Origin of the sequence: Domibacillus sp. 8LH, from assembly GCF_038806185.1 — a bacterium.
Taxonomy (GTDB): domain Bacteria; phylum Bacillota; class Bacilli; order Bacillales; family Domibacillaceae; genus Domibacillus; species Domibacillus indicus_A.
Genome location: NZ_JAVJNG010000002.1, coordinates 250,016 through 276,475, shown reverse-complemented (window position 1 = coordinate 276,475; position 26,460 = coordinate 250,016). Strand labels below are relative to the sequence as shown.

The following is a 26,460-nucleotide window of genomic DNA, read 5'->3' as shown; positions in this document are numbered from 1 at the left end:
ACATAGGAGATGAAGAACATGAGTGAAGCAGCAAAAACGCTGGACGGCTGGTATTGCCTGCACGATTTCCGCTCGGTTGACTGGGCAGCATGGAAAATGCTGTCAAGCAGTGAACGAGAAGGTGCTCTGGCCGAATTCCGCAAATTCTTATATAAACTGGAAGAAACACAGGAAATGAAAGCTGGGAGCCACTCCTTCTACAGCATTATTGGCCAAAAAGCTGATTTTATGCTGATGATTCTGCGCCCGACAATGGCAGAGCTAAATGTAATTGAAACAGAATTCAACAAGCTGAAAATTGCCGAGTTTACCATCCCGGCGTATTCCTATGTATCCGTTGTCGAACTAAGCAACTACCTGTCTTCTGATGAAGATCCGTACCAAAATCCACAAATTCGCGCTCGTTTGTATCCGGAGCTTCCTAAAACAGAGTATGTATGCTTCTATCCAATGGATAAACGCCGCCAAGGCGAAGATAACTGGTACATGCTGCCAATGAAAGACCGCGGCAATTTAATGCGCAGCCACGGTATGATTGGCCGCCAGTATGCCGGCCTCGTGAAACAGATTATTACTGGTTCGGTTGGATTTGATGATTACGAATGGGGTGTCACGCTTTATGCGGATGATGTACTTCAGTTTAAAAAGCTCATCTATGAGATGCGCTTTGATGAAGTAAGTGCCCGCTACGGCGAATTCGGTTCTTTCTTTGTCGGCCATTTGCTGACAGACGAAAAGTTTACACAAATGATGCATATCCAATAACCTTTTCAGACGGTGTCTTTCAGGCATCGTTTTTTTATGTGCATTTTTTGCCGGCACTCCCCTTTTATTGTACGGCACATAATGGTTAGAGTTTATGGATTCAGGCCTAAGCCCAGCACCGACTTTACGCACTTTGCATAAAGTAAATCGGGAGGTGTTGATGTGGCTGTTGTTGCTCATACGGAAGAGGATGTAAAACTTCTGGCACGCTTGGCATGCTGATGGTTGGCAATGCCGGCGTAAACCGGACACGGTCTGACTGTCTTGATTTCAAAGATATCCGCACAATCCGCCAAATGGTTTTTCAGTCACCCGGCGGCTTTGAAGCAACACAGAAAGGCTATTTTTATCAAGGTGCCCGCCAGCAGGACATCGACCTGGCACGAAAAGTGTTAAGAGGCGGCCGCTATCATCCGGCTTCCAATGCCCTTTGGTTTTTTGAGCCAGCCGGCGGATGCCCTGCCCAGTGGTTTAACCAGCCGAATACCGGCCGATATAAATCCCACTGCTTTTTTAGTCCGCTTCGTTCTGTTTGTCCATCTGTTTACTAAATAAGGAGGCGTTTTTTTTCATGAATCCATTTCAGTATGTACCGGCCCAGGGACCGATGAATCAGGGAAGCATGAATCAAGGAAGTATGAACCAAACCGGGCCGCAGACACTGCCTCCAGTAGGTATGGGCCAAGGCCAAGGTATGGGCCAGGGCATGGGCATGGGTCAGGGTATGGGTCAAGGCATGGGACCGGGTATGGGCCAGGGCATGGGGCCTGGTGGACCTGGCGGAGGAGCCGGCCTGCCGCAAGTTGAAGAATCCTACATTGAAAATATTTTCCGTTTAAACCGCGGCAAAATGGTGACCGTGTATACAACGTTTGAAAACAATAAAGAATGGAATGCTAAAGTGTTCCGCGGCCGCATTGAAGCAGCCGGGCGTGACCATCTTATTTTAAGCAGTCCTTCAACCAACCAGCGCTTTTTAATTCCGCTTCTTTACCTTGATTATGCTGTCTTTGATGGAGAAATTGCTTACGAGTACCCGTTTAGTTAAAAAAGAGCGGCATGGAGGCCGCTCTTGTGAGCATGTAGACAAAGCAAGAAAACAGGCTGATTGAAAACGTCTGCTCTTCAAGGAGGGCCGCCTGCCCGGAAGCAAAGTGACCTCTTGGGTGAAGGTCATGAGCATTTACAGCCGGCAAGTGATGCCGAAAGCAGGCGATTGAGGACAGCTTGAAAAGAGCGGCATGGAGGCCGCTCTTTTCCTACATATTTTTAACGGCCGCTACAATAAGCAGTACCCAGGCAGCAAGAAATGCCACGCCGCCAATCGGCGTAATCGCACCAAGCTTACTGATGCCTGTAAGAACTAACACAAATAAGCTGCCGGAAAACAGCATGATTCCTGCAAACATAAGCCAGCCTGACCAGTTCAGTGCAGAGCTGCCCGCAAACTGCCCCATTAAAAAGCCGACGATTATTAAACCGAGCGCATGAAACATTTGGTATTGAACCGCTGTTTTCCAAATGTCTAAGTACTTCGCTTCTACTTTTCCTTCAAGCCCGTGGGAGCCAAAGGCGCCAAGCGCAACCGCTAAAAAGGCATGGATCGCCCCTAAAATAATAAATAATTTCATGAATCTGCTCCTTTAAAAATCAAAAATTGAATCGCCATTTGAACCGTCTTCTGTCGCGATCCGCTCTTTCTGGCCAACAATCTGCACAGGCTCCTGGACTGGCGGCGGCATGACGGCTGGCACAACAGAAGCCTGCTTCGGCGCAGGCATGTCCATTCCAGCTCCAATAAGCAAGTCGCACATCGACTTGATCGCATAAATATGCCGTTCCATTTCTCCTGGACCGGCGTTTCTTGCCGCAGCTATTTCCTGCTCCATTTTCTGTAGCACTTTCTCATGGGATACATTCACTTTTTAACACCTTCTTTCGGAGAAAATTGAAAACATGGATGGCCTGATGACCGTTTTACAACCATAGACGGCATCTGCTTTGTTTTAAATCCAAATGCCCGGCAGCCACGAGGAGCCTGCGCATCCCATGTGACAAAAAAATGCCGGCATTTCATACAATTCGGTTCCGCTGTCAACACGTCCCTTCCCCGTTTCACGTGAAACATCAGGCCGCTGGAAATATACGCACGTTTTTTTAAAGCAGATAACCTGAAAAAGGCTGGGCTGCATAGTGCAAAGCTTTGCTTATAAAAGAACAGACGCTTCCAGACAGCCTGCTTTTTTGCTTTCTTTGTTCTTTGAACAATTTATACGTTTGAATCGAGGCACCAATTAATCGGGCTTTCCCCTATAGAAGCGAGCGCTTCATTTGCCTTGGAGAATGGCCGGCTTCCGAAAAATCCGCGTGATGCTGATAATGGACTTGGATGAGGCGATTCAATAATAACATGCCTGTTTATGTCGATTAAGGCTTTTTTGCTTTGTGCCGGTCTTCCCCAAAGTAAAAATACAACCGGCTTCTCCCGCTCGCTGATAAGTCTGATTACCTGATCCGTAAACGTTTCCCATCCCTTGTTCCGATGAGAATTTGCTTTTCCCTCTCGAACAGTTAAAACAGTGTTTAACAGCAGAACACCTTCATCTGCCCATTGTTTTAAATATCCATGATTCGGAACTTCACATCCAATATCTTCCTTCAATTCCTTATACATATTTTTTAAAGATGGCGGCGGTTTAATGCCAGGCTGAACCGAAAAGCTTAAGCCGTGCGCCTGGTTCGGTCCATGATACGGGTCCTGGCCAAGAATGACGACCTTTACATTTTGGTACGGCGTAAAATGAAGGGCATTAAAAATATCATCCATATCAGGATGAATCACCTGTGTACTGTATTCTTCTTTTAAGAATGACCGCAGCTCCTGGTAATAAGGTTTTTCAAATTCACCTTCAAGCAGCGGTGCCCAGTCATTTGTTAAGATTTTTTTATTCATGCGGCTCACCTCCTTCTTCATTATAAAGGAATGAGCCGCTGTTTAAAAATAAAGCGGGCGGGTATAAGAAAGCGAACGTGAAAATACGAGGAGGTCTTTCTGTGTATACCGCAAAAATTGTTCGAAACCATACAGAAGCGGCCAGTGCCGTAACGGCTTTTTCACAAAATGGATTTCCCAAAGAAGCGATTTATGTGTTTGCCCGCGATAAAGCTGAATCTAAACAGTTAACCGACGCGACCAACAGCGGCTCAGTCGGCTTCAAGGAGCAGGGCTTGGCCGACACAGTCGGCAATGTATTTAAAAACCGCGGGGACGAGCTGCGTTCGAAGCTCCACAGCCTCGGAATGAGCGAATCCGAAGCAGCCGAGTATGAAGAACAGCTTGACCGGGGGCTTATTGCCGTCGTTGCGACAGATAAAAATCCGGAGGACCGAAGTTCGGCCAATTCCAACGATCAAAGCGTCCTTTAAAAAGGGCGTTTTTTCTTGTACATTTCCCTTTTGTTTCTTAAACTAAAAGAAGTGTTAAAAAGGAGGAATTGCATCATGAAAAAAACATTAACCATTGCAGGATCAGATACAAGCGGCGGCGCTGGCATCCAAGCCGACTTGAAAACCTTCCAGGAGCACGGCACATATGGCATGACAGCCCTCACAACAATTGTCACAATGGACCCCGATAACGGCTGGAACCACGGTGTGTTTCCACTAGCGATCGACACGCTTCAGGCTCAGTTAAAAACAGCCATGTCCACTGGCATTGATGCGCTGAAAACAGGAATGCTTGCTACGCCTGAAATTATCGAAACGGCAGCAGCTTCTATTAAAGAGAACGATATTCAAAAAGTCGTCATCGACCCGGTTATGGTCTGCAAGGGCGAAGACGAAGTACTAAATCCGGAAGCAGCCGAAGCAACACGCGACTCTCTTCTTCCGCTTGCGACCGTTGTCACACCAAACTTATTTGAAGCATGGCAGCTTTCTGGTGTCGGTCCAATCCGCACGATCGATGATATGAAAGAAGCGGCTCAAAAAATTCATGCACTTGGCGCAAAAAACGTAGTGGTTAAAGGCGGCAAGCAGCTGCAAAGCGAAAAAGCGGTTGACCTTTTCTACGATGGTAGTGAATTTGAGCTGCTAGAAGGTGAAAAGCATAACACCACATACAATCATGGTGCAGGCTGCACGTTTGCGGCTGCTATTACGGCCAACCTGGCAAACGGACAGGACGTAAAAACAGCAGTCCATAATGCGAAGGATTTCGTAAATGCGGCGATTAAACACGGCTGGAAACTGAACGAGTATGTCGGTCCTGTTATGCACGGTGCTTACAACCATAAATAACACATAAGAAAATCCCGCCTGCTTGGACGGGATTTTCTTTTTATTTAAAATACGTAATTTTCTCTTGAACCGGCATCCGTTCTTTTGCTTGCGGCAATTCGTCGTAATAGCCGAATTGCAGCAAGGCCAAAATCCGCTCGCCCGGCTTTACACCAAGCGCTTCACGAAACTTTGGCGCATCCAGCCAGGCTGGTGTTTTCCAGCATGTGCCGATGCCCTGCTCCCAGGCAAGCAGCTGGGCGTTTTGAATAAGGGCGCTTGCAGCCGAGAAATCTTCCAGCCGTTCTTTTTGGCGCGGATCCTCTGGCACAATGACAAATACAAAAGCGCCAGGCAGTGCGAAGCCGGCTGCTTTTTTCCTTAGCTCTTCCTCCGGAAGCATATTCCATTTTGGGATCGTACATTCTTTCAGCGTCTCCCGCATCGCTTGGAGTCCCTCTTCAGCTGCAACAACAAACCGCCATGGCTCGCGGCAGCCATGATTCGGCGCCCACACTGCGTCCTCTAATACAGCCGTAACATCGGAAAGCGCTACAGGCTTGCCGTTAAACTTCTTGATGGAACGACGTTCACGAATAATATTTTTCAGCATATGTACCACCTCTATCTATTAGATTTCTTTTTTTATCATACTGAAAAAGCGGGATTTTCGCCATTCGAACTATTTTTTAGTACAATAGGGCAAGAACGAAATTCGACGGGAGGGCAACGGACATGGAACCGATTTTACCTGAAAAGGTACAGGAGCTTATTAATACGTTTGCCGGCCAGGAAGTATACCTTCACATGGAAACGACAAACGGTGCTTATGCATCACATTTTAATGAAAAGTTTTTCTCTGCGGGTGCGTATATCCGCAATGCGAAGCTTACATATGAACACGGCAAAATTGTCGGCGATGGGCCGTTTCGTGTTGGGCTGAAGCTTGCAATTGGCTGGGTCTACGCAGAAGGATTAACTCATTATGGGTTTGATGAAAATGGGCACTTACTGATGGCTGGACATGATTTTGATGGAAAACTGGCAGTCGCTCTGCAGCTGGGCACGACGCCGTTTAAGTAACGAAAGGACTGAAGACGATGACCAAAACAATGGAAATTGAACAGGAGCGCCACGTCCTTGTCATCTTTCCTCACCCGGATGATGAGGCATTTGGTGTATCCGGTACGATCGCTGTTCATACTGGACGAAAAACACCGGTCACTTATGCCTGCTTAACACTCGGCGAAATGGGCCGCAATCTTGGCAATCCTCCTTTTGCTAATCGCGAGTCTCTTCCAGATGTCCGCAAGGCCGAGCTGCAAAAAGCAGCCGAAGCTATCGGCATTCAAGATTTGCGCATGATGGGCCTTCGTGATAAAACGTTAGAGTTTGAAGATGATCAAAAAATGATGAACCTCGTCACGGATTTGATTGATGAGCTGAATCCTTCCCTGGTTATTACATTTTATCCGGGCTACTCTGTTCACCCGGACCATGAAGCAACCGCACGTGCGGTTGTACGGGCGGTGCGCGCGATGGAAGAGAGCAAACGGCCGAAGCTTCACTGTGTGGCCTTTGCGAATAACACGCTTGAAGAAATCGGGCCGGCTGATATCCGTTACGACATCCGGCACGTGTATGATAAAAAACTAGAAGCCATGAAAGCTCATATTTCCCAGACCATCTGGATGCTGAAAGATCTGGAAGCAAGCGTCGCCGAAGAAGGAAGCGAGCTGCATGACCGGTTTAACTACGAGCATTTCTGGACATACACATTCGATGAAAAAGACAAAGTAACCGAAATAAAAAGCTGATCTGCGTTTGCAGATCAGCTTTTTAATGCTCGTTTAAATAAGCAGGTTAAACAAGAGAGGATCACTATTGATTTCCATATAAGGGAAGCCATTTTCCTCCATCCGCTTAACAAGCGGTGCATAGTCTTCTTTATGTTTCAGCTCAATACCAACTAGAACAGGTCCTTCATCACGATTGGTGCGCTTTGTATATTCAAAGCGGGTAATATCATCGTGTTCTCCCAGCACCTGAGCCATAAACTTGCGGAGTGCCCCGGCACGCTGCGGGAACGTGACGATAAAGTAATGCTTTAACCCTTCATAAATGAGCGAACGTTCTTTGATCTCCTGCATGCGCTCAATATCGTTATTGCCGCCGCTGATCACACAAACCACGTTCTTTCCTTTGATCTCGTCTTTATAAAAATCAAGGGCAGCAACAGACAGCGCTCCTGCCGGCTCTGCTACGACTGCATTTTCATTATACAGCTGCAAGATCGTCGTGCACACTTTGCCTTCCGGAATCACGGAAATACCGTCGAGCACATCCATGCAAATATCCATTGTCAGGTCACCGACTTGTTTAACGGCCGCCCCGTCGACAAACGGATCGATCGTGTCCAGACGGGTTACCTGTCCGCTGTTCAAGGAAGCTTTCATGCCAGCTGCTCCCGCCGGTTCAACGCCAATCAGCTTCGTGGATGGGCTGATGCCTTTTAAATATGAGCCGACACCGGCTGCAAGGCCGCCACCGCCAATGGAACAAAACATGTAATCAATAGGTTCTTGCATATCGTTCAAGATTTCAACCGCCACGGTTCCCTGCCCGGCAATCGTCCGGTAATCATCGAACGGATGAACAAACATTTTTTCTTCTTCTGTGCAGTAGGCCATTGCTGCAGCATACGAATCATCGAACGTATCTCCTGTCAGCACAACCGATACTTTATCTCCACCGAACCGTTTCACCTGCGATACTTTTTGACGCGGTGTTGTGGACGGCATAAAGATCTTCCCTTCAATGCCGAGGGCAAGGCAGGAATACGCAACGCCCTGCGCATGGTTGCCGGCACTTGCGCATACTACGCCTTTTGCCCGCTCTTCTTCCGTCAAGCTCCGGATAAAGTTATACGCGCCACGCAGCTTAAAGGAGCGGACAATCTGTAAATCTTCACGTTTTAAATACACGTTACAGCCGTAACGGGCTGATAAAAGTTCATTTTTTTGAAGCGGTGTCTTGGTAACCACGTCTTTAAGCACCTGGTTTGCCACGACGATTTCTTCTACTGATACTTTAGACACGGTGAATTCTCCTTCTTATTGCGAATTGTATGAATTATTTTATCATTTGACCGCACTTCGTTCCAGTGCATCTTCAATCGCCTTGGCCACTCCGCTTTCTTCATTGCGGGACGTCTCAAACCGGGCTGCTTTTTTAATATTGGCGTCTGCGTTACCCATCGCATATGAATATCCGACTCTTTCAAGCATAGACAGGTCATTATAGTTGTCTCCCACAGCGAGCGCATCTTCGAGCGAGAGTCCTTTAGAAGTCAGGTAATTCTCAAGCGTAATGCCTTTTTGCGCCTGGTCATTAGTAATTTCAAGGTTTTCATTCCCAGATGAGCTGACAGCTATTCCGTCAATCCCATCGAGACGGTCCGCCGCCCGCTGCAGCAGCTCGCGGTCTGTTGAAAACACGAAAAACTTATAAATGTGCTGGCTCGTGTCACGAATGATTTCTTCGTAATCATTCACTTGTTTAGCAAGGCCGTGCTCGATCCGCAGCTTAGCGCGTTCGCGAATGTCTTCTACATTTGCGTCTGGATGTGCGGAAAGAACAATATCAATCAACAGCTCTACCGCTTTTTCTGCATCATCTGTGTACGTTGCTTGATTCGTATACACTTCAAAATAAACGCCGACATCTTTTAAGCGGCGGTATAAATCGTATGCCAAATCATCTTCAATCGCCGTAAATTGAACGATTTCGCCCCTTGCATCCCGCACTTCCGCTCCGTTCACTGCAATAATCGGACACTCGATCCCGGTTCCTTCTAGTGCAAAGCGGGCTTCTTTGTAAGAACGCCCTGTTGCAACAATGACTTCGATCCCAAGCTCCTGCGCTCTTTTCATGGCGGCTCGGTTTTCTTCACTCACTTCCATGTTCCCGTTTAATAGCGTTCCGTCCATATCTGTTGCGATGCTTGTAATCATTCGGGTCACCTTCTTTTTCATTTCATTCTTTCCTATTTTAACATGAAAATAGTTCGGAATCCGGAAAAATACCGGGAGTATACAGCGCCAGAGTTGTAAGCGCAATCAAAATTCTGTATTTTATGAATATGTGCTGAAACGTAGATTTTCAAAAGCGAATGAATTAAAATTGCACATGTTGAATCTTTATACAAAGAAAGGGTTTATATATGCGTAGATCTCGTTCCCTTTTGCGGTTTGTTCTTCCATCTGCAATTGGGATTTTATTGTTTATGACTCCCGTGCCGATGGAAGATGGCATGACCATTCCGATTGCTGTTTTGTCATCCTGGCTTCAGGATGCTCTCGGAGATGCCATTCCTAGTATTGTAATGGTGCTGATTGTGCTGTCTGCTCTGTTAACACTCGTTGTGAAACTCGTTCGTCCGGCGTTTGTAAGGCATTCTGCTTTCTTGACCGCTCTTTTTGATATTTCGCCGTTTTGGCTGATTGTCCGCCTGGCCGGCGCTGTGTTTGCGGTGTTGACTTATTTTCGTCTTGGTTCTCAAGCCATCTGGTCAGATGCAACAGGTGGAACGCTTTTGTTCAGCCTGCTGCCTGTTCTGTTTGCCGTCTTTTTATTTGCCGGCATCCTTTTGCCTCTTTTGCTTAATTTTGGCTTGCTTGAATTTGTCGGCTATTCCTTAACGAAAGTGATGCGGCCGCTCTTTTTGCTGCCTGGACGCTCTTCAGTAGACGCACTTGCTTCATGGCTTGGCGACGGGACGATTGGCGTTTTGCTGACAAGCAAGCAGTATGAAGAAGGATTTTACACAAAAAAAGAAGCGGCCATTATTGGAACCATGTTTTCAGTCGTCTCTATTACTTTTTGTCTTGTCGTCATCGGCCAGGTGGGCCTGGACCAGTATTTTGTTCCTTTTTACTTAACCGTTGTTTTAGCCGGAATTGCCTGCGCGATTATTATGCCGCGGATTCCGCCGCTTTCAAGAAAGCCCGATACCTTTGTAGATGGAACACCGCGTCGTGCTGATGATGAATCGATTCCATCCGGGTATACCTCTTTGTCATATGGATATGAACAGGCTGTGAAGCGGGCCGGTCAAAGCAAGCTGTCCGAAACCGCGATTGATGGGGTGAAAAATGTGCTGGATATGTGGCTCGGTGTTATCCCGATTGTCATGGCGATCGGTACAACAGCTTTGGTTATTGCGGAATCAACGCCCGTTTTTCAATGGCTTGGCCTGCCGTTTATTCCTCTGCTTGAGCTTTTAAACATTCCATTCGCCAAAGAAGCATCTGAAACGATTATGATCGGGTTTGCCGATATGTTTCTGCCAGCAATATTAGGCGAAAGCATCCAAAGCGAGCTGACACGGTTTGTAGTTGCAGCTCTATCTGTCTCACAGCTTATCTATATGTCAGAGGTAGGCGGACTGCTTCTCGGGACAAAAATTCCCGTTTCCTTTAAAGATTTGTTTCTTATCTTCATTATCCGCACGCTGATCTCTTTGCCGATTATTGCAGGAATTGCGCACCTTTATTTTTAAAAAGCCGGAACTTACCGGCTTTTTTTTCGTATAATCGGGTAATGATATATGTTGCCTAGAAAGGAAGTGTCTCTTTTTGACAAACAAACTTTGGTTTCAAACAGGAATTGGTATTTTACTGGCGATGCTGATTATTTTTATGTTTCAGCAAATTCATGATGTCTTTAATCCTCTTATTATTATCGCCAAAACAATTTTTCTGCCTCTTTTAATTGGCGGGGTGCTTTTTTATTTAACGAGGCCGCTCCTCCACTTACTTGAAGCAAGAAAGCTGCCGCGCTGGGCTTCTATTACATTCGTGCTTGTTGTGGTCGTGGCCGTATTCTGGCTGATTTACGCGATGATCGCGCCCGTTATCGGTGAACAGGCCGGTTCTTTAGCAAAAAACACACCGCAAATGATCGAGGAAGGCGAAAAATGGGTGGATTACCTGCTCAGTCACCGGGATGACCTGCCGCCTCAAGCGCAGGAATCTGTTGAAAGTACGATCAGCAATGTTTCTAACAATCTAAATGAATGGACTGTTGGATTCGGCTCCTGGCTGTTAACGTTTCTTCAAAACTTTTTCCAAGCCTTGTTCCTTTTAATCCTGGCGCCATTCTTTCTTGTATACATGCTGAAGGATCATGAAAAGTTTGTACCGTTTGTTGCCGGCTTTTTCAGCGGAGAACGAAGAACATGGATCCGCAAAACACTGCATGACTTGGATGTGACGCTTCGCTCTTACATTCAAGGACAGCTGTTGGTCAGCTTCCTTGTCGGTGTGATGCTCCTAATTGGGTACTTAATTATCGATTTGAATTATGCCCTGCTACTGGCGCTGTTCGGCATGATGACAAATGTGATTCCGTTCCTCGGCCCTTACTTGGCCGTTGTGCCAGCTATGTTTATCGCTCTTCTGCAGGAGCCGCAGATGGCCTTGTACGTAGCGATTATTATGCTCGTTGCCCAGCAGATTGAAAGCAACTTTATTTCACCAAATGTAATGGGCAAAGCGCTTGATGTTCATCCGCTTACCGTTATTACGGTTATTTTGGCGGCAGGAAACATCGCCGGCATCTGGGGCGTTATTCTAGCCATTCCGTTTTACGGCGTTGTCAAAACGATTCTGTCTAACCTTTATCAAAAAAGAACAGAAATCCGTGAAGCTGCTGGAAAAGAAATCGATTAATACAACACAACTGTCTCTTCGGAGGCAGTTTTTATTTTTAGCATGCGGACCGGATAATAAAAAGAAAACCCCTTTTTAAACGAAAGGGGTTCAGACTGTAGACAAAGTCTTTATTTTGAAGATGATGTCTACAAGCTTTTTTTGTACAATAAAAACATCAAAATCTTGTGGGGGAATTTGTATGTTATCAAAACGGCCAGAAAACCGCCGGAATCAAATGGAAGTTGTCGCGCTTGACCAGCTTGTGCCGGCTGACCATCTGGTCCGCAAAATTGAGGCGGCGATCGATTTCGACTTTATTTATCCGCTGGTGGAAGATATGTATTCTGCCGATAACGGGCGGCCAAGCGTCGATCCTGTTGTCCTGATCAAAATGGTGCTGGTTCAGTACCTGTTTGGCATCCGCTCTATGCGCCAAACAATTAAGGAGATTGAAACCAACGTGGCGTACCGGTGGTTTCTTGGGTATGGATTTTCGGAGAAAATTCCCCATTTCTCTACCTTCGGTAAAAACTATGTCCGACGTTTTAAAGACACCGACCTATTTGAGCAGATTTTTTACCGGATTCTGAAAGAAGCGATGGAGAAAGGGTTCGTTGATCCATCCATTGCTTTTATTGATTCCACACATGTCAAAGCGAGTGCGAATAAAAAGAAGTTTAATAAAAAAGTGGTGCGTGTTGAAGCACGTAGCTACCAGGCGCAGCTTGAGGAAGAAATCAATGTTGATCGTGAGGAATATGGAAAAAAGCCGTTTCCCCCACAGGAAAAGGAAGAAATGAAGGAAATCAAGGCGAGCACGACTGATCCAGACAGCGGCTACTATGTGAAAGATGAGCGGGAGAAAAATTTTGCCTACTCCTTTCACACAGCCTGTGATGCTAATGGGTTTGTTCTTGCCTCCTGTGTGACAGCTGCCAATGTCCATGATAGCCGTGTGTTTACAGATGTTCTCGATAAAGTAATGGAAAAAGTGGCGAAGCCTGATGCTGTAGCTGCCGACGCTGGATACAAAACGCTTTTTATCGCGAAGTACATAACGGAACTCGAGATCCGTCCGGTTCTTCCTTATTCAAGGCCCCGCACTCCAAAAGGATATTTAAAGAAAAGAGACTTCGCCTACGATGAGCACTATGACTGCTATATCTGCCCGGAGGAACAAGTGCTTTCTTATCGGACGACTACCCGTGAAGGGTACAGGCAGTATGCTTCTGATCCCAAGCAGTGCCGAGACTGTCCGCTCCTTTCTATGTGCACACAAAGCCAGAATCATACAAAGCTGATCCACAGGCACGTGTGGGAGGGCTATTTGGAAGAAGCTGACCACCTGCGCCATACGGCGCAGAATAAAAAAGACTATGCAAGGCGCAAAGAAACGATTGAGCGTGTGTTTGCGGATGCAACAGAAAAGCATGGCATGCGATGGACAACCCTCAGGGGACTGGGGAAATTATCCATGCAGGCGATGCTTACTTTCGCTGCCATGAATCTTAAAAAGCTGGCCAGCTGGTCATGGAAACCAGTGCAGCCAGCTTGAATAGGGCTGTGAAAATGAATAAAAAAGACAAAGCGGCCTCAAATCGGAGATTTGAGAACCACTTTGTCTACAGTCTGAACCCCTTTTTAAACGAAAGGGGTTCAGACTGTAGACAAATTACATGAATGGAATGGAATGGATCGGCGGCGTCCAGGCAGCTCCGCCTTCCATGGGGCAGGGCGCCGAGCCCATAGGAGTCTGCGCCGCCCTCCCGCCGCCAAGTGGCTTGCGACAAGATGGTATAGAGCTCATAAGGTCGTATCTTTCTGTTTAAAAAAGAAAATTTTTATTCGGTCCTTGCTTATGGTTCTTCAACACCAATTAGCGAAGACTCCTGTGGGAAGTACAGTGAGTCGGGAGACCCCGCAGGCGCAGCCGAGGAGGCTCCCGCACTGCCTTAGGATGCGCGAAGTCCGGCAGGCTTCACTTACCGGCTCTTTTTTAATAGCGAAAGACTTTGTCTACACACTAACCCCTTTTTGAACAAAAGGGGTTTTCTTTTTTACTTCTGTGCGAACCAAGTGTAAAATTACACGTAAGGAGTGATGTTCGGTGAATAAAGAAGCGATAACAGCTATAGTTTCTTCTAAATTAAAGCTGATCCGCACAGAACGCGGATACACACAGGATAAAATGGCCGATGTAATCGGCTTGTCTAAAAAAACACTTGTGCAAATTGAAAAAGAACGCTCCACTGCCGGCTGGACAACAGCGGCAGCGGTATGTGCGCTGTTTCGGAACAGCGATATCCTTCAGTCTGCGCTTGGCGGTGACCCGGTTGAAATAGCCGAGCTTGCTGCGCACAAAACGATCTCACGGCCAAATGGCCAGGAAAAAACAATGGGCGGCCGCGTTTGGTGGCGTGAGTTAGACAGTCAAAAAGGCATCCGTCTTCAGCAAAATGTCATCAGCGGCCACTACCGCGTGCTGGATGCCGAAGATTACCGGCTTTTCAGCACGTACGATGCAGTCGAAGCAGAAGAGCATTTCCAGAATCACGTGAAAAGAACCGGGGACGAATAACCGTTATTCGTCCTGCTCTTCACAATCGAAGCAAAACAGCTCTCCTTGTTCTTTTACCCCATTTAAAAATCCGTCCAGACAATAAATATCCTTGCCGCATACGATACATTGACCGACCCATTCTTTCAGGACCATCTCCCCCTTTAAATTCCATTATATCCCGCTATGTATCTTTCTGTCGAAATTATATATAATAAGGATTACTACTTTTGAAGGAAGCGAAGTGACCGTTTATGCGGAAGTATGGACTGTTTTTAGCAGCGGCTCTTTTAATTTACGCCAGCTTTTTAACGCTTGAAAAAAGCGATCATGCAGTGTCAGACAGCCAATTCACCGACCCGGTTTTGTTCGTTCATGGCTTTAAAGGAACCGCGCGCTCTTTTAATACGATGATTGCCCGGTTTGAGGAAAGAGGCTGGGGAGAGCGGGCACTGACCATGAATGTCACGCGTACTGGCAGGCTTCTCGTCCGGGAAAGTCCTTTTTCTACAGAACGGCCTGCACTTATTCAATTAATTATGGAAAACAACCGGGCTTCCTTTGAGGATACATCACGTGCAGTAGCTGCGGCTATGCAGGTGATGAAGAAGGAATACGGTATTGAACATATAAAGGTAGTCGGCCATTCAATGGGCGGCATTGTATCGGTAAAATTCTTGCAGGATTTATATGACCCTGCGCTTCATCCGGCAGTTGACCAATTAGTCACGATTGGCAGCCCCTTTAACGGCGTAGCCGGCGGACGATGGTTTACACAAAACGAAGGTGAGGCGGTATACGACCTTATGCCCGGTTCGCCGGCTCTTGCTCAAATCACTGCCAACCATGCTCAGTTTCCAAAGGAAACACAAGTATTAAACATTGCCGGAACCGGTGATCAGGTAACGCTGCTTCAAAGTGCACTCAGCTTAAAAGCCATTGTTCCAAAAGACCAATATCAGCTTGACATCCTCTATGACACAACCGTTGATCATAGCGGCCTGCATGAAACACCTTTGGTCGACGAGAAGATCGGTGCTTTTTTTCATTATCAGTAAAGCAGCCTCTGCCAGGCTGCTTTTTTTATAAAAAAAACGGCTTCCCTCACAGGGAAACCGATGTATTTATCTATATTATCCTTTAAATATATCGCTGTGTGCTTCACGGATACGCGCTAACACGGCATCTACAGTAGCCTCAGCGTTTACGGGATATTCTTTCACTCGAGTAACGGAGCACGCGTCTCCTGTCTGGCACAATATTTTTACACATTCCGCTGTTTCTTCTTCGAGTTCATGCCATCCGCCCTCTTTGAAAAATGCACCTGACTTGGCCATTTTTTCATACTGTACAACATAGTTCTCTTTTACTTCTTCGGCAAAATAGCTTTTCACATCAAGAAGATTTTCAACGACCATCATGGTTATGGGTCAACTCCTGTTTCTTTGATGGCACTAGTATACGACGTTTTTTTTCGAAAAAGAACCGGCATTCGCATAAAAATCTCGTTATATACAATTTGGTAACACTTCGTTCACGAATTGTTCACAATTTTACAGAAGAAAGCGTTTACTACCCCTGCCAGATCTCGAGGAGACAATTCTATTTGCGCTCCGATCCGACCCGCACTCACGACAATAGACTCAAATTCTTCCGCCTGTATATCTATAAAAGTTGGATAAAGCTTTTTCATTCCTACCGGCGAACAGCCTCCCCGTATGTACCCCGTTTGTTTCTGAATCTCTTTTACGGGAAGCATATCAACTTTTTTCTCACCTGCTGCGCGTGCCGCCCGCTTTAAATCAAGCTCCGCTTCGACCGGCACGACAAACACGAACAAGCCGCCTGTCCCTTCGGTAACCAGTGTTTTAAAAACGCGCCCCGGTTCAATGCCAATCTTATGGGCAACGGACACCCCGTCTATCTTCCCGTCTTTGTTATCGTATTCGTGCATCCCATACTCAATGCCTGCTGCATCAAGCAGCCGCATTGCATTTGTTTTTCCTTTTGCCACCGTGCTTCCCCCTTTTTCTATGGTACACTTATTGTACTATAGTCAATGTGAAGAGGTGGAGCAAATGGACCAACTGACCGTTTCCGGCTTAATGGAAGTGATGAAAGAATTTTTTCCGCCGAATACGTCTGTTGCCGTGTCAAATCACGAAACATTTATTTATTACCAGCCGAGCCGCCTGATTGATTTGCATATTCGGGTAGGCGACCCGATCAAGCCGGGCAGTGTTACCCAGCAGGCTATCGAAGAAAAGCATCAAGTGTCTACGTATATTGACAGTGATGTATATGGTATTCCCTACTATGCGATGAGTGTGCCGATTTTTAATAATCATGTGCTCACTGGTGCCGTCACAACCATCCATCCGGCCAAGCCATCGCCTATTTCACGCAATCTACTAACGATCAAGGCGGAAGACCGGTGGTATCCTATTCCGTACAGTGACGTTATGTATTTAGAATCTGAAGGACGTAAAACCCGCGTGCAGGCCCGGACAGGCAGCGGCTATCATAAACTTAATTTAACGGAGCTTGAATTTATGCTGCCGGATGATGCTTTTATCCGTGTGCACCGCTCTTATATTGTAAATGTGAACTTTATTCAGGAAATTCAGCCGGACTCGCATTCAACTTTTTTGCTGATTATGAAAGACCGCACTAAAATTCCCGTCACCCAGACGTATACGAGTGCTTTCCGCAAATCGCTCAATTATTAACAAACTTGCTTCATGACGCGAAATTTCTCCTTCGCGTCTTTTTTGCGGTTTTTTGTTACAAAGAAAATGAAAGCCCTTTCAAAATTTGCTACACTTACCAAAACAACCTGGGGGGGTCGAATCACAGTGAAGGAACGTATTCGCATGGAGGAATTAAGAAACAGGATTGTGAGCGCCGATGAAGCGGCATCCTGGATTGAAGACGGGATGACATTGGGGTTAAGCGGATTTACACGAGCCGGGGATGCAAAAGCCGTACCGATGTCTCTTATAGAACGAGCTAAGACGGACCCATTTAAAGTCAATATTTTTACCGGTGCCTCTCTCGGCTTTGACTTAGATAAAATGATGGCAGAAGCCGGGATTATTCATAAACGCCTGCCCTTTCAGGCAGACCCAGTTATGCGAAAAGAAATCAATGAAGGGCATCTGCTTTTTGTGGACCAGCATTTATCCCATACGGCCGAATCCATCCGCAGCGGGATTCTCGGACCAGTCGATTATGCCATTGTGGAAGCAGTCGCTATTACAGAAGACGGACTCATTATCCCGGCAACTTCTGTCGGCAATTCATCTATATTTGTTGATAGAGCGGAAAATGTCATTGTGGAGCTGAATACCGCCCAGCCGGCAGAACTCGAAGGCCTTCACGATATTTTTAATCCGAACGATCCGGGAAAACGCGGACCAATCAGGCTAACATCGGTAGACGAGCGTATTGGGGAAATCGGTATTCGAGTTGATCCAGCAAAAATTAAAGGGATCGTTTTAACAAATGCCCAGGACTCACCCTCTACGATTGTGCCGCCAGATGCGGAGACAGCACAAATGGCAGACCATTTAATTGCCTTTTTCCGTGAGGAAGTAAAAGCGGGACGCCTGACCAATGAACTCGCTCCTCTTCAGTCTGGCATTGGCTCGGTTGCCAATGCAGTAATGCACGGATTGATTGGATCGGAATTCGAAAACTTGGAAGTGTACTCAGAGGTGCTGCAAGATGCCGTATTCGATTTGTTTGACTGTGGTAAAATCCGCTTTGCTTCCGGCTGTTCAATCACTCTTTCAGAAGAAAAAATGCAAGATGTTTATTCAAACTTAGCAAGGTATCGGGATAAGCTTGTCCTTCGTCCACAGGAAATCTCTAATCATCCCGAGCTGATCCGCCGGCTTGGCTTGTTATCGATTAATACGGCTCTTGAAGCAGACATTTATGGAAATGTAAACTCTACCCATGTACTCGGCACAAAGATGATGAATGGCATTGGCGGATCGGGCGATTTTGCCCGCAACTGCCGGACTGCTATTTTTGTAACAAAATCAACCGCGAAAGGCGGCGCGGTTTCCAGTATCGTTCCGTTTGTTTCACACGTGGATCATACAGAACATGATGTGGATGTGATCGTTACAGAGCAAGGCTATGCCGACTTGCGCGGTCTCGCCCCGCGTGAACGTGTGCTCGTTATCATTAAAAATTGTGCCCATCCAGCTTATAAAGAGCAGCTGAGACGTTATTATGAGGAAGCACTATCGCGCGGCGGCCAGACACCGCACGTGCTTGAAAAAGCGCTTTCCTGGCATACCCGCCTCGCCGAGACAGGCTCGATGCTTGAACAAAGTTCTCTGTCCCTTTCGTAACGTCTGTCCAGCCGCTTTGGAAAACGACTTCCAAACTCCTGTCTCAAAACGATTTTCTTTAAAAGCGGCGTGACGTTAACTATATATTTTTCCTCAAGGAGCTGTTTTTAACGCAGCTCCTCTTTTCATTATAAGTGGGACAAATACAGCTTATTCTTACGCTAAAACGGCCCGTTTTTTCTCCTGTTTAAAAATTCTACTTCACGTTAAAAATTTGCTGCTTTGTGTCAAAAAAATACGGTTTTGTGTGTTTTATAATGAAAGCACTTTCAAAATATTTTATACTTATACACATGAAGCCGCTTGAAGCGGCTCAATGTATAAAATACAATTCCATACTCTCTCTGATTTACTGTCAGAAAAAAGCGGCCCCGGTGAAGGCCGCTTTTTTCGTCCTACTGACCGCGGCGCTGCTCCGCGATTTTTTCTTTTGCTTTCGCTATTTCCTTTACAGGCGGCATTAAACTTACTACGATATCTCCCGCTTCTCCCCGAGGCGAGGCGTCGCGTGTGTAAAAAGCCAGCTTGCCGGAAGGCTTTACCAGGAACAAAAGCAGCGTATTTTCGTCCAGCTCTTTTAAATAGCTGTCGTAGCCGAAGCGTTCCGTCAGCTCTGTTTTTCGAAAAACGTAATCAGCCGCCCGGGATGTTAACGCCTGATAATGGGCAGATGAATCAAACAGCACTTTTCCACCCACCGTTTTATTGAATTCTTTCGCTGTTTCTGTCCGCTCTGGTCCTGAAGCAATTTGATACAAATTCACACGGCCCATCTCCGGAACAAAGGTAGAGCAGACAAGTGCGTTATACGCCTCATCGCTCGTTGCAGCAATCATGTACTCATACGGCGTCAGTTCAAGATGATATTCGGTGCTTTCCGATAAAATTTCACCGTGGTAAACCGGCAGATTAGCCTGCCGTGCCGCGTGAAGCCGTTGCCATGAGTCGTCCGCCACGAGCACGGGAATATTTAAATCCTGCAATGTTTTACCGAGCTTTGCCGTAAAGGTATTGCCGCCAACAAGCAGGACACCCGGCTTATCGGTTGAAGCCAAATGAAGCTTTCTAGCCAGCCAGCCGATTGAAAAGCCATGAGCTACAACAGTAGAAAACACAAGGGCAAACGTGAGCGGTGTCAGCAGTGCAGCATCCTCATACCCCGCTTCAAAAAGCGACTGGGCAAAGTAGCCGGACACCGTGAGTGCCACAATGCCGCGCGGCGCAATCCAGCCGACCAGCGTTTTTTCCCCATTTGTCATATCCGTCCCGATTGTAGAAAGCCAAATCGACAACGGGCGAACGACAAACAGCATGATCAGTACAAAAGCAATAATACGAAAATCAAAAATCTGCATCAGCGTTTCTCTTGTCAGGGACGCTGTCAGCATAATAAAAATGGTCGAAATAAGCAGGATAGAAATGTTTTCCTTGAAATGGCGCATGTCTTTAATAGAAGAAATGTGCATGTTCGCCATTACCATCCCCATCGCCGTTACCGCAAGCAGCCCCGTTTCATGCATCGTTTCATCAGCAATCGTAAAGCAGGCGATCACGACAACAAATACGGACGGCGACTTTAAGTATTCCGGCACACGCCCCTTTTCAAGCGCTTTGCCAAGACCAAGGCCAAACACTACGCCCAATATAACCGCAAAAGCGGAGCCGAACAAGAAATTAATAAACGTAGCGGCTGTCTCTTCTCCTGTAAAAAACTTAATAAGTTCAAATGCAAACAGTGCAAGAAGAGCGCCAAACGGGTCTACAACGATCCCTTCCCATTTCAATATGGCGGACGTGCGCGGCTTCAGCTTCGCCTGGCGCAGAAGCGGAAGAATAACAGTCGGGCCTGTGACAATAAACAAACCGCCAATCACAAACGAAACGGCCAGGGACAGCCCGGCTACATAATGCGCAGCCAGCGAGCCGGCGATCCAGGCGATAAAAGCGCCTAATGTTACGATCCTGCGAATCGGCTGTCGAACCGTTTTAACCTCGCGGAAATCAAGATTTAAGCTGCCTTCAAATAAAATAATGGCAACCGCAGCGGAGACAATAGGACCAAACAAATCGCCAAACACATCTTTCGGGTTAAACCAGCCGGCCAGCGGGCCAATTAAAAGACCTGCCACCGACATGACCACAATCGCCGGAAGCCTATAGCGCCAAGCTGTCCATTGAGACGCGATTCCAACGACCAGCGTGATCATTATATAAAACAACAGAGAATCAAACATCACATCTCCCTTTCTTCCCATGTTTCTGTCCATACTACCGTGTTTGTTCCCATATTTCACGTCTGAGAAACTGGGCATACCCTCATCTGCTAAAAATAAAAAAAATCGAAATATTTCTTATTCACTGACTGCAATCCTGATTGTACGCATGTAAATGTAAAAAAGCTGCCCTGAACAGGACAGCTTTTTCTTATTGAAACACAATCGTTTTGTTGCCGTGCACGATAATGCGGTCTTCTAAATGCCACTTAACTGCCCGTGCCAGAACACGCCGTTCAATCGAGCGGCCGATTTTTTTCAAGTCCGCCACGTGATCGCGGTGATCTACACGTTCAATATCCTGTTCAATGATTGGTCCTTCATCCAAATCATTGGTTACATAGTGAGACGTCGCACCGATCAGCTTCACGCCACGGTTGTACGCACGCTCGTACGGACGCGCACCGATAAACGCCGGCAGAAACGAGTGATGAATGTTAATAATTTTGTTCGGATACTTCTCTACAAATTCTGGTGTTAAAATTTGCATGTAACGTGCCAGCACGATGACATCGACATTATGCTCTTCAATCAAGCGTGACTGTTCCTCTTCCACCTGCCGGCGAATGTCTTTGTTTGCCGGGATGTGATAGAACGGAATACCGAGCGATTCAACCATCCCCCGAGCTTCTTCGTGGTTTCCAGCTACGAAGGCGATATCCGTCGGCAGATCGCCGCTTTGCCATTCCCATAAAAGCTCCAGCAGGGCATGCGGTTCTTTTGAAACAAAAATGGCTGTTTTCTTCCGCTCGCTTCCGTACGCAAAGCGGAACTCCATACTAAAGTTCTCCGCAAGTGACGAAAATTCTTTTTCCATAGCATCCCGCTTGTCCGTTAGTCCTTCGCAGTCAAATTCGAGCCGGATAAAAAAAGTGCCGCCTTGCGGATCACTCGTATACTGGCTTGACTCAATAATATTCGCACCCTGCTCAAACAAAAATTTTGACAGAGTAGCGACAATCCCCGGTCCATCTGGACACTTTACAAGCAGGCGGCCCCGGTTTTCAGGACGGCTCTGTCCACTCGGTACGTTTTCGGGTGAATTTATATTTGCATTCATCATGTACACTCCAGTTTTTCAGTTTAATTTCAATTTCCTCATTATATACGATTCCGCCTGCTTTGAAAATATATTCAGCCGTTCGCCTGGATTCGTGCTATAGTAAAATAACAAAATGACTTGTTATTGGAGGCAAAGCAATTGGAGAAACAAGAACAATGGTCGTCGAAGCTCGGTTTTATTTTGTCCTCAGCCGGCGCGGCGATTGGACTTGGGGCGATTTGGAAATTCCCTTATGTAACCGGTCAAAGCGGCGGCGGTGCTTTTTTGCTTTTATTCGTTATTTTCACTCTTTTAATCGGGCTTCCTATGCTGATTTCAGAGTTTATTATTGGACGCGGTTCCGGCCGGGAAGCGGTTGGTGCTTATAAAAAATTAGCGCCGGGTTCTTTTTGGACACTCACAGGTAAAATTGGCGTAGTCGGCTGCTTTTTACTGCTTTCTTTTTACAGCGTAGTCGGCGGCTGGGTACTCATTTATACCATCCGTGCTCTTTATGGCGGCGTCATCGGCAGCGGTGATCCGGGCGCCATATTTGGCGCGATGACCGAAAACGGATGGCTGACGATTGGCGGCCACGCTCTTTTTATGCTGCTGAATATTATTGTCATTGCAGCCGGCGTCCAAAAAGGTATCGAGTTTGCCAGCAAATATATGATGCCTCTTTTATTTATTTTCTTCATTATTTTAGTGATCCGTTCCTTAACACTCGACGGAGCAATGGAAGGCGTGGCATTTTTCCTGCAGCCGGACTTTTCGAAAATTAATGCAGAAGCCGTCTTATATGCCCTTGGACATTCCTTTTTCTCACTGGCTGTCGGATTTTCCTGCATGGTCACCTACAGCTCGTATTTAGGTAAAGATGTGAGTATTCCGTCGTCTGCTGGTTCTGTGGCGATTATGAATATTTTTGTTTCCGTTTTAGCGGGACTTGCCATCTTCCCGGCCGTTTTTGCATTCGGCTTAGAGCCGACAGCTGGGCCAGGACTTCTGTTTGTCGTACTGCCGGCTGTTTTTTCGCAAATGCCTTTTGGTGAATTGTTCTTATTTATGTTTTTACTGCTGTTTTTGTTTGCAACGCTTACTTCTTCGTTCAGCCTGCTTGAAATTATCACCGCGGCTTTTACGAAAGGCGAAGCAGCATCACGTAAAAAGATTTCACTTCTCTCCGGTATCATTGTTTTTCTGGCGGGTATTCCTGCGGCTCTGTCCTTTAGTGCGTTCGCCGATATTTCCTACTTCGGCCGCAACATTTTTAATATGACCGATTATCTCGTCAGCAATATCCTGCTGCCGCTCGGCAACCTGCTGATTGCACTGTTTATTGCCTGGCGGATGGATCAGGTGATTGTAAAAAGTGAGTACGAACTCAATGCCGGCCGCTTTGGCTCTACGTATGCGTACTGGCTGCCGCTTATGCGCTGGATTGTGCCGATTACAATTGCGGTCGTATTTGTTTATACGATGAGCCAATTAAAAATGTAACCCAAAAAGCGTTCACGAACCCAAAACGGATTCGTGAACGCTTTTTTATTTTTCTTCTATTCGTTACATACCTATTCATGCTTTAAAGTGAGGCGGCATATACTTCTTCCCTTGTACATCCTTGTACAGCCGCTGTTTGATCCGTTTCTTCCGCTGCCTTTTTTTCCTGCTTCGGTTCACGTTCCAGCATCTTTTGCCGCTGTTTGATTAAATCAGCCAGCGGGATTGGCTTCGGCAGCTGCCCTAAAACGGAGGAAGGCAGCTTTGTACCAGGAGCATATACAGCTAAAAAGGCATTCGCCATTTGTAAATATCCTGCGCCGTTTGGATGCACATCGCCCGGGTTCGGTACATACTCCACTCCGTCCAGTCCAAAACGATCCGCTACCGGAACAAAGACGACACCCGCCCTCTCTGCTTCTTGTTTAATGATCTGGTTCAGCAGGTTCAGCTGCTCACTAACGGCCGGCTTGTGCTGGTCGAACACATGAGGATACGGGAAATAATAACCCATTGCATAAATATCCGCATGTGGGTTCAATGCTTTAATTTTCTTAAGCAGCACTGCATAGTTTTCCCTCACGCCATTTAAGGCGAAAGCAGCCGTTACTGCGTTAAAGGTAAGCAGACCGCGCTTTGGGTCATTTTGAATAAGCGGCAGCAGGTCATTCGCACCCGCTGAAATGGTAATGAGGTCAGCCGACTGAATGGCCTTTTTCCCCGCTGCACTTTCCACCTGGCTGATCACCTGACTTACTGTGTAGCCGGGAATCGCCAGCTCCTTTGAATAAGAATCCGGCCGGATCGCAAGCGCAATCATATCTGCATACCCTGCTCCAATTTCCCGGTTCGGCGTCTGGCCCGCCGCAAGCGAATCACCAATCGCTATATAATGGATGGCCGCCGCCTGTCCAGGGCCGGCGATACTGCCGAAAACAAAAAAGAACAACAGCAAAGCCCGTCTGATCATACGCGCCACTTCCTTTACTCATTCTTCTCCTTATTGTATCAAAAGAATGAGCTTTTACGCTTGAACAAACTGTTTTATGCACCAGTCATTGTAAATGTAAAAGCGAGATCAATGCCGTGGATCTGTTTTTCTTGAAAATAAGCAACATAATAAATAACCGTATCGTCCACATGATACACAATTCCGTCAAAAGAGTGAGCCAGAAGATAGTCTTTGGTAATCCGGCCAATCCATGCATGAACATGTTCCGGGCGAACAGCAGGCACCGCTCTTTCGGCATATTTCCACTCAAGTGCATCCCGCCTAAGATCTGTTTCTGTGTACCGGCAGTTGATGACCATAGGCCGATCCAGCTGGATGTCCTGCTTCAGCACGGCCGCCCGGCTGCTTCCTTCGGTTTCCGCGTGACAAAATGCGTAGTGGGCAGCAAGCTTTGCATCGCTGATTAAATAAAGACCAGGACCAAAAATAGACCGCGCTTGAACGCCGTCTTCAAACTGCCGCCTTTCCATCCGCTCGTAACATTGAGTGGCGATTACGCGTTTCGCTTCTCCAAGACTCACTCCACGATAACCCATTCTTTTCATTCTCCCAGCCTCCATTTCACGCTTTATTGACCGGCAGGCAAACGTTGCAAGGTAAAATCGAGTTCAGCTTACCATATTCGCCCAAATAGATTTCAGTTATTGGCAGAAAATCTCACCTTAAAATGAACGGAAAACAATAAAAACCTGCCGCTCTTTCGTTTTGAAAGAGCGGCAGGTTTTTATTTGAATTTTGTTTTAGTATTTATCGAAATACTGCTGGATTTTCTTCGGATCGCTCGTTTTTGTTAAAGTTAACATTAACAAAATACGGGCTTTTTGCGGATTTAAAGAATCGGCAGAAACAAGGCCGTCTTTGTCGTCTGAAGGGCTGTGTGTGACAACTCCGCTGCCTGTGCGTGTAGAGCGGACAACTGCTACTCCTTCTTCTGCCGCATCTTTTACTCCTTCTCTTGCGATACCCGACATGGACCCATTACCAGAACCCGCTACAACAAGTCCTTTGGCTCCCGCTTCCACAGCGGCATCATACAAATATCTTCCTTCATTTTGGTAAGAATATAAGATATCTACTTGAGGAAGCTTTTCAATTTTTGAAATATCAAAAGCAGTCTGTGTAGTATGCTTCTTATTTAAGATGGAGCTGAAATAAACACTTTCACCTGCAAAACCGCCTAAATAGCCCTGCTCTACGGATTTAAATGTATCGAGAGCTGTTGTGTTTGTTTTTGTTATGTAACGCGCTGCACCAATTCGGTCGTTAAACGCGACCATAACGCCCTTTTTCTTCGCATATGGATTCGCTGCCAGTTTCACAGCATTATATAAATTCATCGGCCCGTCAGCGCTAATGGCTGTAGCCGGACGCATCGCACCGACCACCACGACCGGCTTTGTGCTTTTCACGACCAAATTAAGAAAATAAGCTGTTTCTTCTAATGTATCTGTCCCGTGTGTGACGACAATTCCGTCCACATCATCGGACGCAAGCAGCGTATTAATACGCTTGCCAAGCTTTAGTAAAATATCGTTGTTAATTTCCGGACTGCCGACGTTGACAATCTGCTCTCCGCTCACATCAGCCAGCTTTTTCATTTCCGGAACTGCTTTGATCAAGGTTTCCACACCGAGTTCCCCGGCATTATAATCCGTTGTATCCATATTACTCGCAGAAGAGCCTGCGATCGTACCGCCGGTTGCTAAAATTTTCACGTTTGGCAGATCGGTGTCCGCACTCTTAACCGTTGTAGAAGCAGTTGTTGTGGCTGCCTGTACGGATAAACCCGTATAAACCCCTGCTCCTGGAGCTAATAAACAAACAGACATAACAGATGCACCTATCATTTTTTTAAGCTTCATCAAACCGTCTCCTTCCGCTGCTACGAATATATTGTACAATTTTCACTATATACGCTTTACACGTTTAATCTTCATTTAGTGTAACATTTTC

At 46.5% G+C, this 26,460-nt stretch carries 29 protein-coding genes and 1 pseudogene; 15 read left to right on the top strand and 15 right to left on the bottom strand.

Annotated features, from left to right (window positions below; genetic code table 11):
• Positions 1 to 18 precede the first annotated feature (18 nt).
• The 3 genes and pseudogenes from hemQ to gerQ all read left to right on the top strand — a co-directional run bounded on the left by hemQ (position 19) and on the right by gerQ (position 1,813).
• The gene (gene hemQ, locus RG959_RS04880; RefSeq protein ID WP_309089333.1) at positions 19 to 765 is read left to right on the top strand and encodes a hydrogen peroxide-dependent heme synthase; all 747 of its coding nucleotides are present in this window, start codon (positions 19 to 21) and stop codon (positions 763 to 765) included.
• Positions 766 to 927: 162 nt separating this feature from the next.
• A pseudogene (locus tag RG959_RS04875) lies at positions 928 to 1,316 on the top strand (cell wall hydrolase).
• 20 nt (positions 1,317 to 1,336) lie between these two features.
• Positions 1,337 to 1,813, top strand: a complete 477-nt coding sequence (gene gerQ, locus RG959_RS04870; protein WP_342796179.1) for a spore coat protein GerQ — start codon at positions 1,337 to 1,339, stop codon at positions 1,811 to 1,813.
• A gap of 211 nt (positions 1,814 to 2,024) precedes the next feature.
• On the opposite strand, the gene RG959_RS04865 is transcribed toward gerQ, so the two are convergent.
• The 4 genes from RG959_RS04865 to RG959_RS04850 all read right to left on the bottom strand — a co-directional run bounded on the left by RG959_RS04865 (position 2,025) and on the right by RG959_RS04850 (position 3,718).
• A complete protein-coding gene (locus RG959_RS04865) occupies positions 2,025 to 2,396 on the bottom strand; it encodes a DUF423 domain-containing protein (RefSeq protein WP_251271527.1) in 372 nt (123 codons plus the stop codon).
• Between the two features lie 12 nt (positions 2,397 to 2,408).
• Positions 2,409 to 2,687: a YwdI family protein gene (locus RG959_RS04860; RefSeq protein WP_251271525.1), complete on the bottom strand. Its 279-nt coding sequence runs from the start codon at positions 2,685 to 2,687 to the stop codon at positions 2,409 to 2,411.
• Complete coding sequence (locus RG959_RS04855; protein WP_483298846.1) at positions 2,684 to 2,866, bottom strand: uracil-DNA glycosylase; 183 nt, start codon at positions 2,864 to 2,866, stop codon at positions 2,684 to 2,686. The genes RG959_RS04860 and RG959_RS04855 overlap by 4 nt, the downstream gene beginning before the upstream one ends.
• Positions 2,867 to 3,034: 168 nt before the next feature.
• Positions 3,035 to 3,718, bottom strand: coding sequence for a uracil-DNA glycosylase (locus RG959_RS04850; RefSeq protein ID WP_342796178.1), 684 nt, complete (start codon positions 3,716 to 3,718; stop codon positions 3,035 to 3,037).
• Between the two features lie 101 nt (positions 3,719 to 3,819).
• On the opposite strand from RG959_RS04850, the gene RG959_RS04845 reads away from it, so the two are divergent.
• Positions 3,820 to 4,191 carry a YflT domain-containing protein gene (locus RG959_RS04845; protein WP_342796177.1) on the top strand — a complete coding sequence of 124 codons (372 nt, stop codon included), beginning with the start codon at positions 3,820 to 3,822 and terminating at the stop codon, positions 4,189 to 4,191.
• 75 nt (positions 4,192 to 4,266) lie between these two features.
• Positions 4,267 to 5,064, top strand: a complete 798-nt coding sequence (pdxK, locus tag RG959_RS04840) for a pyridoxine/pyridoxal/pyridoxamine kinase (RefSeq protein ID WP_309089347.1) — start codon at positions 4,267 to 4,269, stop codon at positions 5,062 to 5,064.
• A 40-nt stretch (positions 5,065 to 5,104) separates the two neighbouring features.
• Here the strand turns inward: pdxK and RG959_RS04835 are convergent, their stop codons facing one another.
• Positions 5,105 to 5,656 carry a nitroreductase family protein gene (locus tag RG959_RS04835; RefSeq protein WP_342796176.1) on the bottom strand — a complete coding sequence of 184 codons (552 nt, stop codon included), beginning with the start codon at positions 5,654 to 5,656 and terminating at the stop codon, positions 5,105 to 5,107.
• 122 nt (positions 5,657 to 5,778) lie between these two features.
• Between RG959_RS04835 and RG959_RS04830 the strand changes: the two genes are divergently transcribed.
• Both RG959_RS04830 and bshB2 read left to right on the top strand, forming a co-directional pair.
• On the top strand, positions 5,779 to 6,126 hold the full coding sequence (locus tag RG959_RS04830) for a YojF family protein (protein WP_242232711.1): 348 nt from the start codon (positions 5,779 to 5,781) through the stop codon (positions 6,124 to 6,126).
• Positions 6,127 to 6,143: 17 nt separating this feature from the next.
• The gene (bshB2, locus tag RG959_RS04825) at positions 6,144 to 6,860 is read left to right on the top strand and encodes a bacillithiol biosynthesis deacetylase BshB2 (RefSeq protein WP_342796175.1); all 717 of its coding nucleotides are present in this window, start codon (positions 6,144 to 6,146) and stop codon (positions 6,858 to 6,860) included.
• A gap of 33 nt (positions 6,861 to 6,893) precedes the next feature.
• Here the strand turns inward: bshB2 and ilvA are convergent, their stop codons facing one another.
• Positions 6,894 to 8,141 carry a threonine ammonia-lyase IlvA gene (gene ilvA / locus RG959_RS04820; RefSeq protein WP_251271511.1) on the bottom strand — a complete coding sequence of 416 codons (1,248 nt, stop codon included), beginning with the start codon at positions 8,139 to 8,141 and terminating at the stop codon, positions 6,894 to 6,896.
• Between the two features lie 42 nt (positions 8,142 to 8,183).
• Positions 8,184 to 9,056: an HAD family hydrolase gene (locus RG959_RS04815; protein WP_342796174.1), complete on the bottom strand. Its 873-nt coding sequence runs from the start codon at positions 9,054 to 9,056 to the stop codon at positions 8,184 to 8,186.
• Between the two features lie 209 nt (positions 9,057 to 9,265).
• Here RG959_RS04815 and RG959_RS04810 point away from each other — a divergent pair, with 209 nt between their 5' ends.
• The 4 genes from RG959_RS04810 to RG959_RS04795 all read left to right on the top strand — a co-directional run bounded on the left by RG959_RS04810 (position 9,266) and on the right by RG959_RS04795 (position 14,334).
• A complete protein-coding gene (locus RG959_RS04810; RefSeq protein WP_342796173.1) occupies positions 9,266 to 10,603 on the top strand; it encodes a YjiH family protein in 1,338 nt (445 codons plus the stop codon).
• Positions 10,604 to 10,679: 76 nt separating this feature from the next.
• Complete coding sequence (locus tag RG959_RS04805; RefSeq protein WP_342796172.1) at positions 10,680 to 11,774, top strand: AI-2E family transporter; 1,095 nt, start codon at positions 10,680 to 10,682, stop codon at positions 11,772 to 11,774.
• Between the two features lie 181 nt (positions 11,775 to 11,955).
• Positions 11,956 to 13,311 (top strand): IS1182 family transposase, encoded by a 1,356-nt coding sequence (locus RG959_RS04800; protein WP_342796171.1) that lies wholly within the window; start codon positions 11,956 to 11,958, stop codon positions 13,309 to 13,311.
• A 552-nt stretch (positions 13,312 to 13,863) separates the two neighbouring features.
• Positions 13,864 to 14,334, top strand: a complete 471-nt coding sequence (locus RG959_RS04795) for a helix-turn-helix transcriptional regulator (RefSeq protein ID WP_342796170.1) — start codon at positions 13,864 to 13,866, stop codon at positions 14,332 to 14,334.
• A 3-nt stretch (positions 14,335 to 14,337) separates the two neighbouring features.
• Here the strand turns inward: RG959_RS04795 and RG959_RS04790 are convergent, their stop codons facing one another.
• Positions 14,338 to 14,469, bottom strand: a complete 132-nt coding sequence (locus RG959_RS04790; protein ID WP_255821852.1) for a hypothetical protein — start codon at positions 14,467 to 14,469, stop codon at positions 14,338 to 14,340.
• Between the two features lie 98 nt (positions 14,470 to 14,567).
• Between RG959_RS04790 and RG959_RS04785 the strand changes: the two genes are divergently transcribed.
• Positions 14,568 to 15,371, top strand: a complete 804-nt coding sequence (locus RG959_RS04785; RefSeq protein WP_342796169.1) for an alpha/beta fold hydrolase — start codon at positions 14,568 to 14,570, stop codon at positions 15,369 to 15,371.
• 75 nt (positions 15,372 to 15,446) lie between these two features.
• Here the strand turns inward: RG959_RS04785 and RG959_RS04780 are convergent, their stop codons facing one another.
• Positions 15,447 to 15,734, bottom strand: coding sequence for a hypothetical protein (locus RG959_RS04780; protein WP_242232703.1), 288 nt, complete (start codon positions 15,732 to 15,734; stop codon positions 15,447 to 15,449).
• A 113-nt stretch (positions 15,735 to 15,847) separates the two neighbouring features.
• On the bottom strand, positions 15,848 to 16,327 hold the full coding sequence (gene ybaK / locus RG959_RS04775; RefSeq protein ID WP_342796168.1) for a Cys-tRNA(Pro) deacylase: 480 nt from the start codon (positions 16,325 to 16,327) through the stop codon (positions 15,848 to 15,850).
• Between the two features lie 64 nt (positions 16,328 to 16,391).
• On the opposite strand from ybaK, the gene RG959_RS04770 reads away from it, so the two are divergent.
• Positions 16,392 to 17,042: a LytTR family DNA-binding domain-containing protein gene (locus RG959_RS04770; RefSeq protein ID WP_251271497.1), complete on the top strand. Its 651-nt coding sequence runs from the start codon at positions 16,392 to 16,394 to the stop codon at positions 17,040 to 17,042.
• Positions 17,043 to 17,186: 144 nt separating this feature from the next.
• Complete coding sequence (locus tag RG959_RS04765) at positions 17,187 to 18,677, top strand: succinyl-CoA:acetate CoA-transferase ScpC (RefSeq protein WP_342796421.1); 1,491 nt, start codon at positions 17,187 to 17,189, stop codon at positions 18,675 to 18,677.
• A 395-nt stretch (positions 18,678 to 19,072) separates the two neighbouring features.
• Here the strand turns inward: RG959_RS04765 and RG959_RS04760 are convergent, their stop codons facing one another.
• Both RG959_RS04760 and purU read right to left on the bottom strand, forming a co-directional pair.
• Positions 19,073 to 20,911, bottom strand: coding sequence for a cation:proton antiporter (locus tag RG959_RS04760; protein ID WP_342796420.1), 1,839 nt, complete (start codon positions 20,909 to 20,911; stop codon positions 19,073 to 19,075).
• A gap of 190 nt (positions 20,912 to 21,101) precedes the next feature.
• Positions 21,102 to 22,010 (bottom strand): formyltetrahydrofolate deformylase, encoded by a 909-nt coding sequence (gene purU / locus RG959_RS04755; protein ID WP_342796167.1) that lies wholly within the window; start codon positions 22,008 to 22,010, stop codon positions 21,102 to 21,104.
• Between the two features lie 141 nt (positions 22,011 to 22,151).
• Between purU and RG959_RS04750 the strand changes: the two genes are divergently transcribed.
• Entirely contained in the window at positions 22,152 to 23,495 is a 1,344-nt protein-coding gene (locus tag RG959_RS04750; RefSeq protein ID WP_342796166.1) for a sodium-dependent transporter, read from the top strand.
• A gap of 82 nt (positions 23,496 to 23,577) precedes the next feature.
• Here RG959_RS04750 and RG959_RS04745 read toward each other — a convergent pair whose 3' ends face one another.
• The 3 genes from RG959_RS04745 to RG959_RS04735 all read right to left on the bottom strand — a co-directional run bounded on the left by RG959_RS04745 (position 23,578) and on the right by RG959_RS04735 (position 26,369).
• Positions 23,578 to 24,465, bottom strand: coding sequence for an SGNH/GDSL hydrolase family protein (locus tag RG959_RS04745; protein ID WP_342796165.1), 888 nt, complete (start codon positions 24,463 to 24,465; stop codon positions 23,578 to 23,580).
• A gap of 74 nt (positions 24,466 to 24,539) precedes the next feature.
• Positions 24,540 to 25,052, bottom strand: coding sequence for a hypothetical protein (locus RG959_RS04740; RefSeq protein WP_342796164.1), 513 nt, complete (start codon positions 25,050 to 25,052; stop codon positions 24,540 to 24,542).
• Between the two features lie 195 nt (positions 25,053 to 25,247).
• Positions 25,248 to 26,369 (bottom strand): type II asparaginase, encoded by a 1,122-nt coding sequence (locus RG959_RS04735; protein ID WP_342796163.1) that lies wholly within the window; start codon positions 26,367 to 26,369, stop codon positions 25,248 to 25,250.
• Between the last annotated feature and the right edge of the window lie 91 nt (positions 26,370 to 26,460).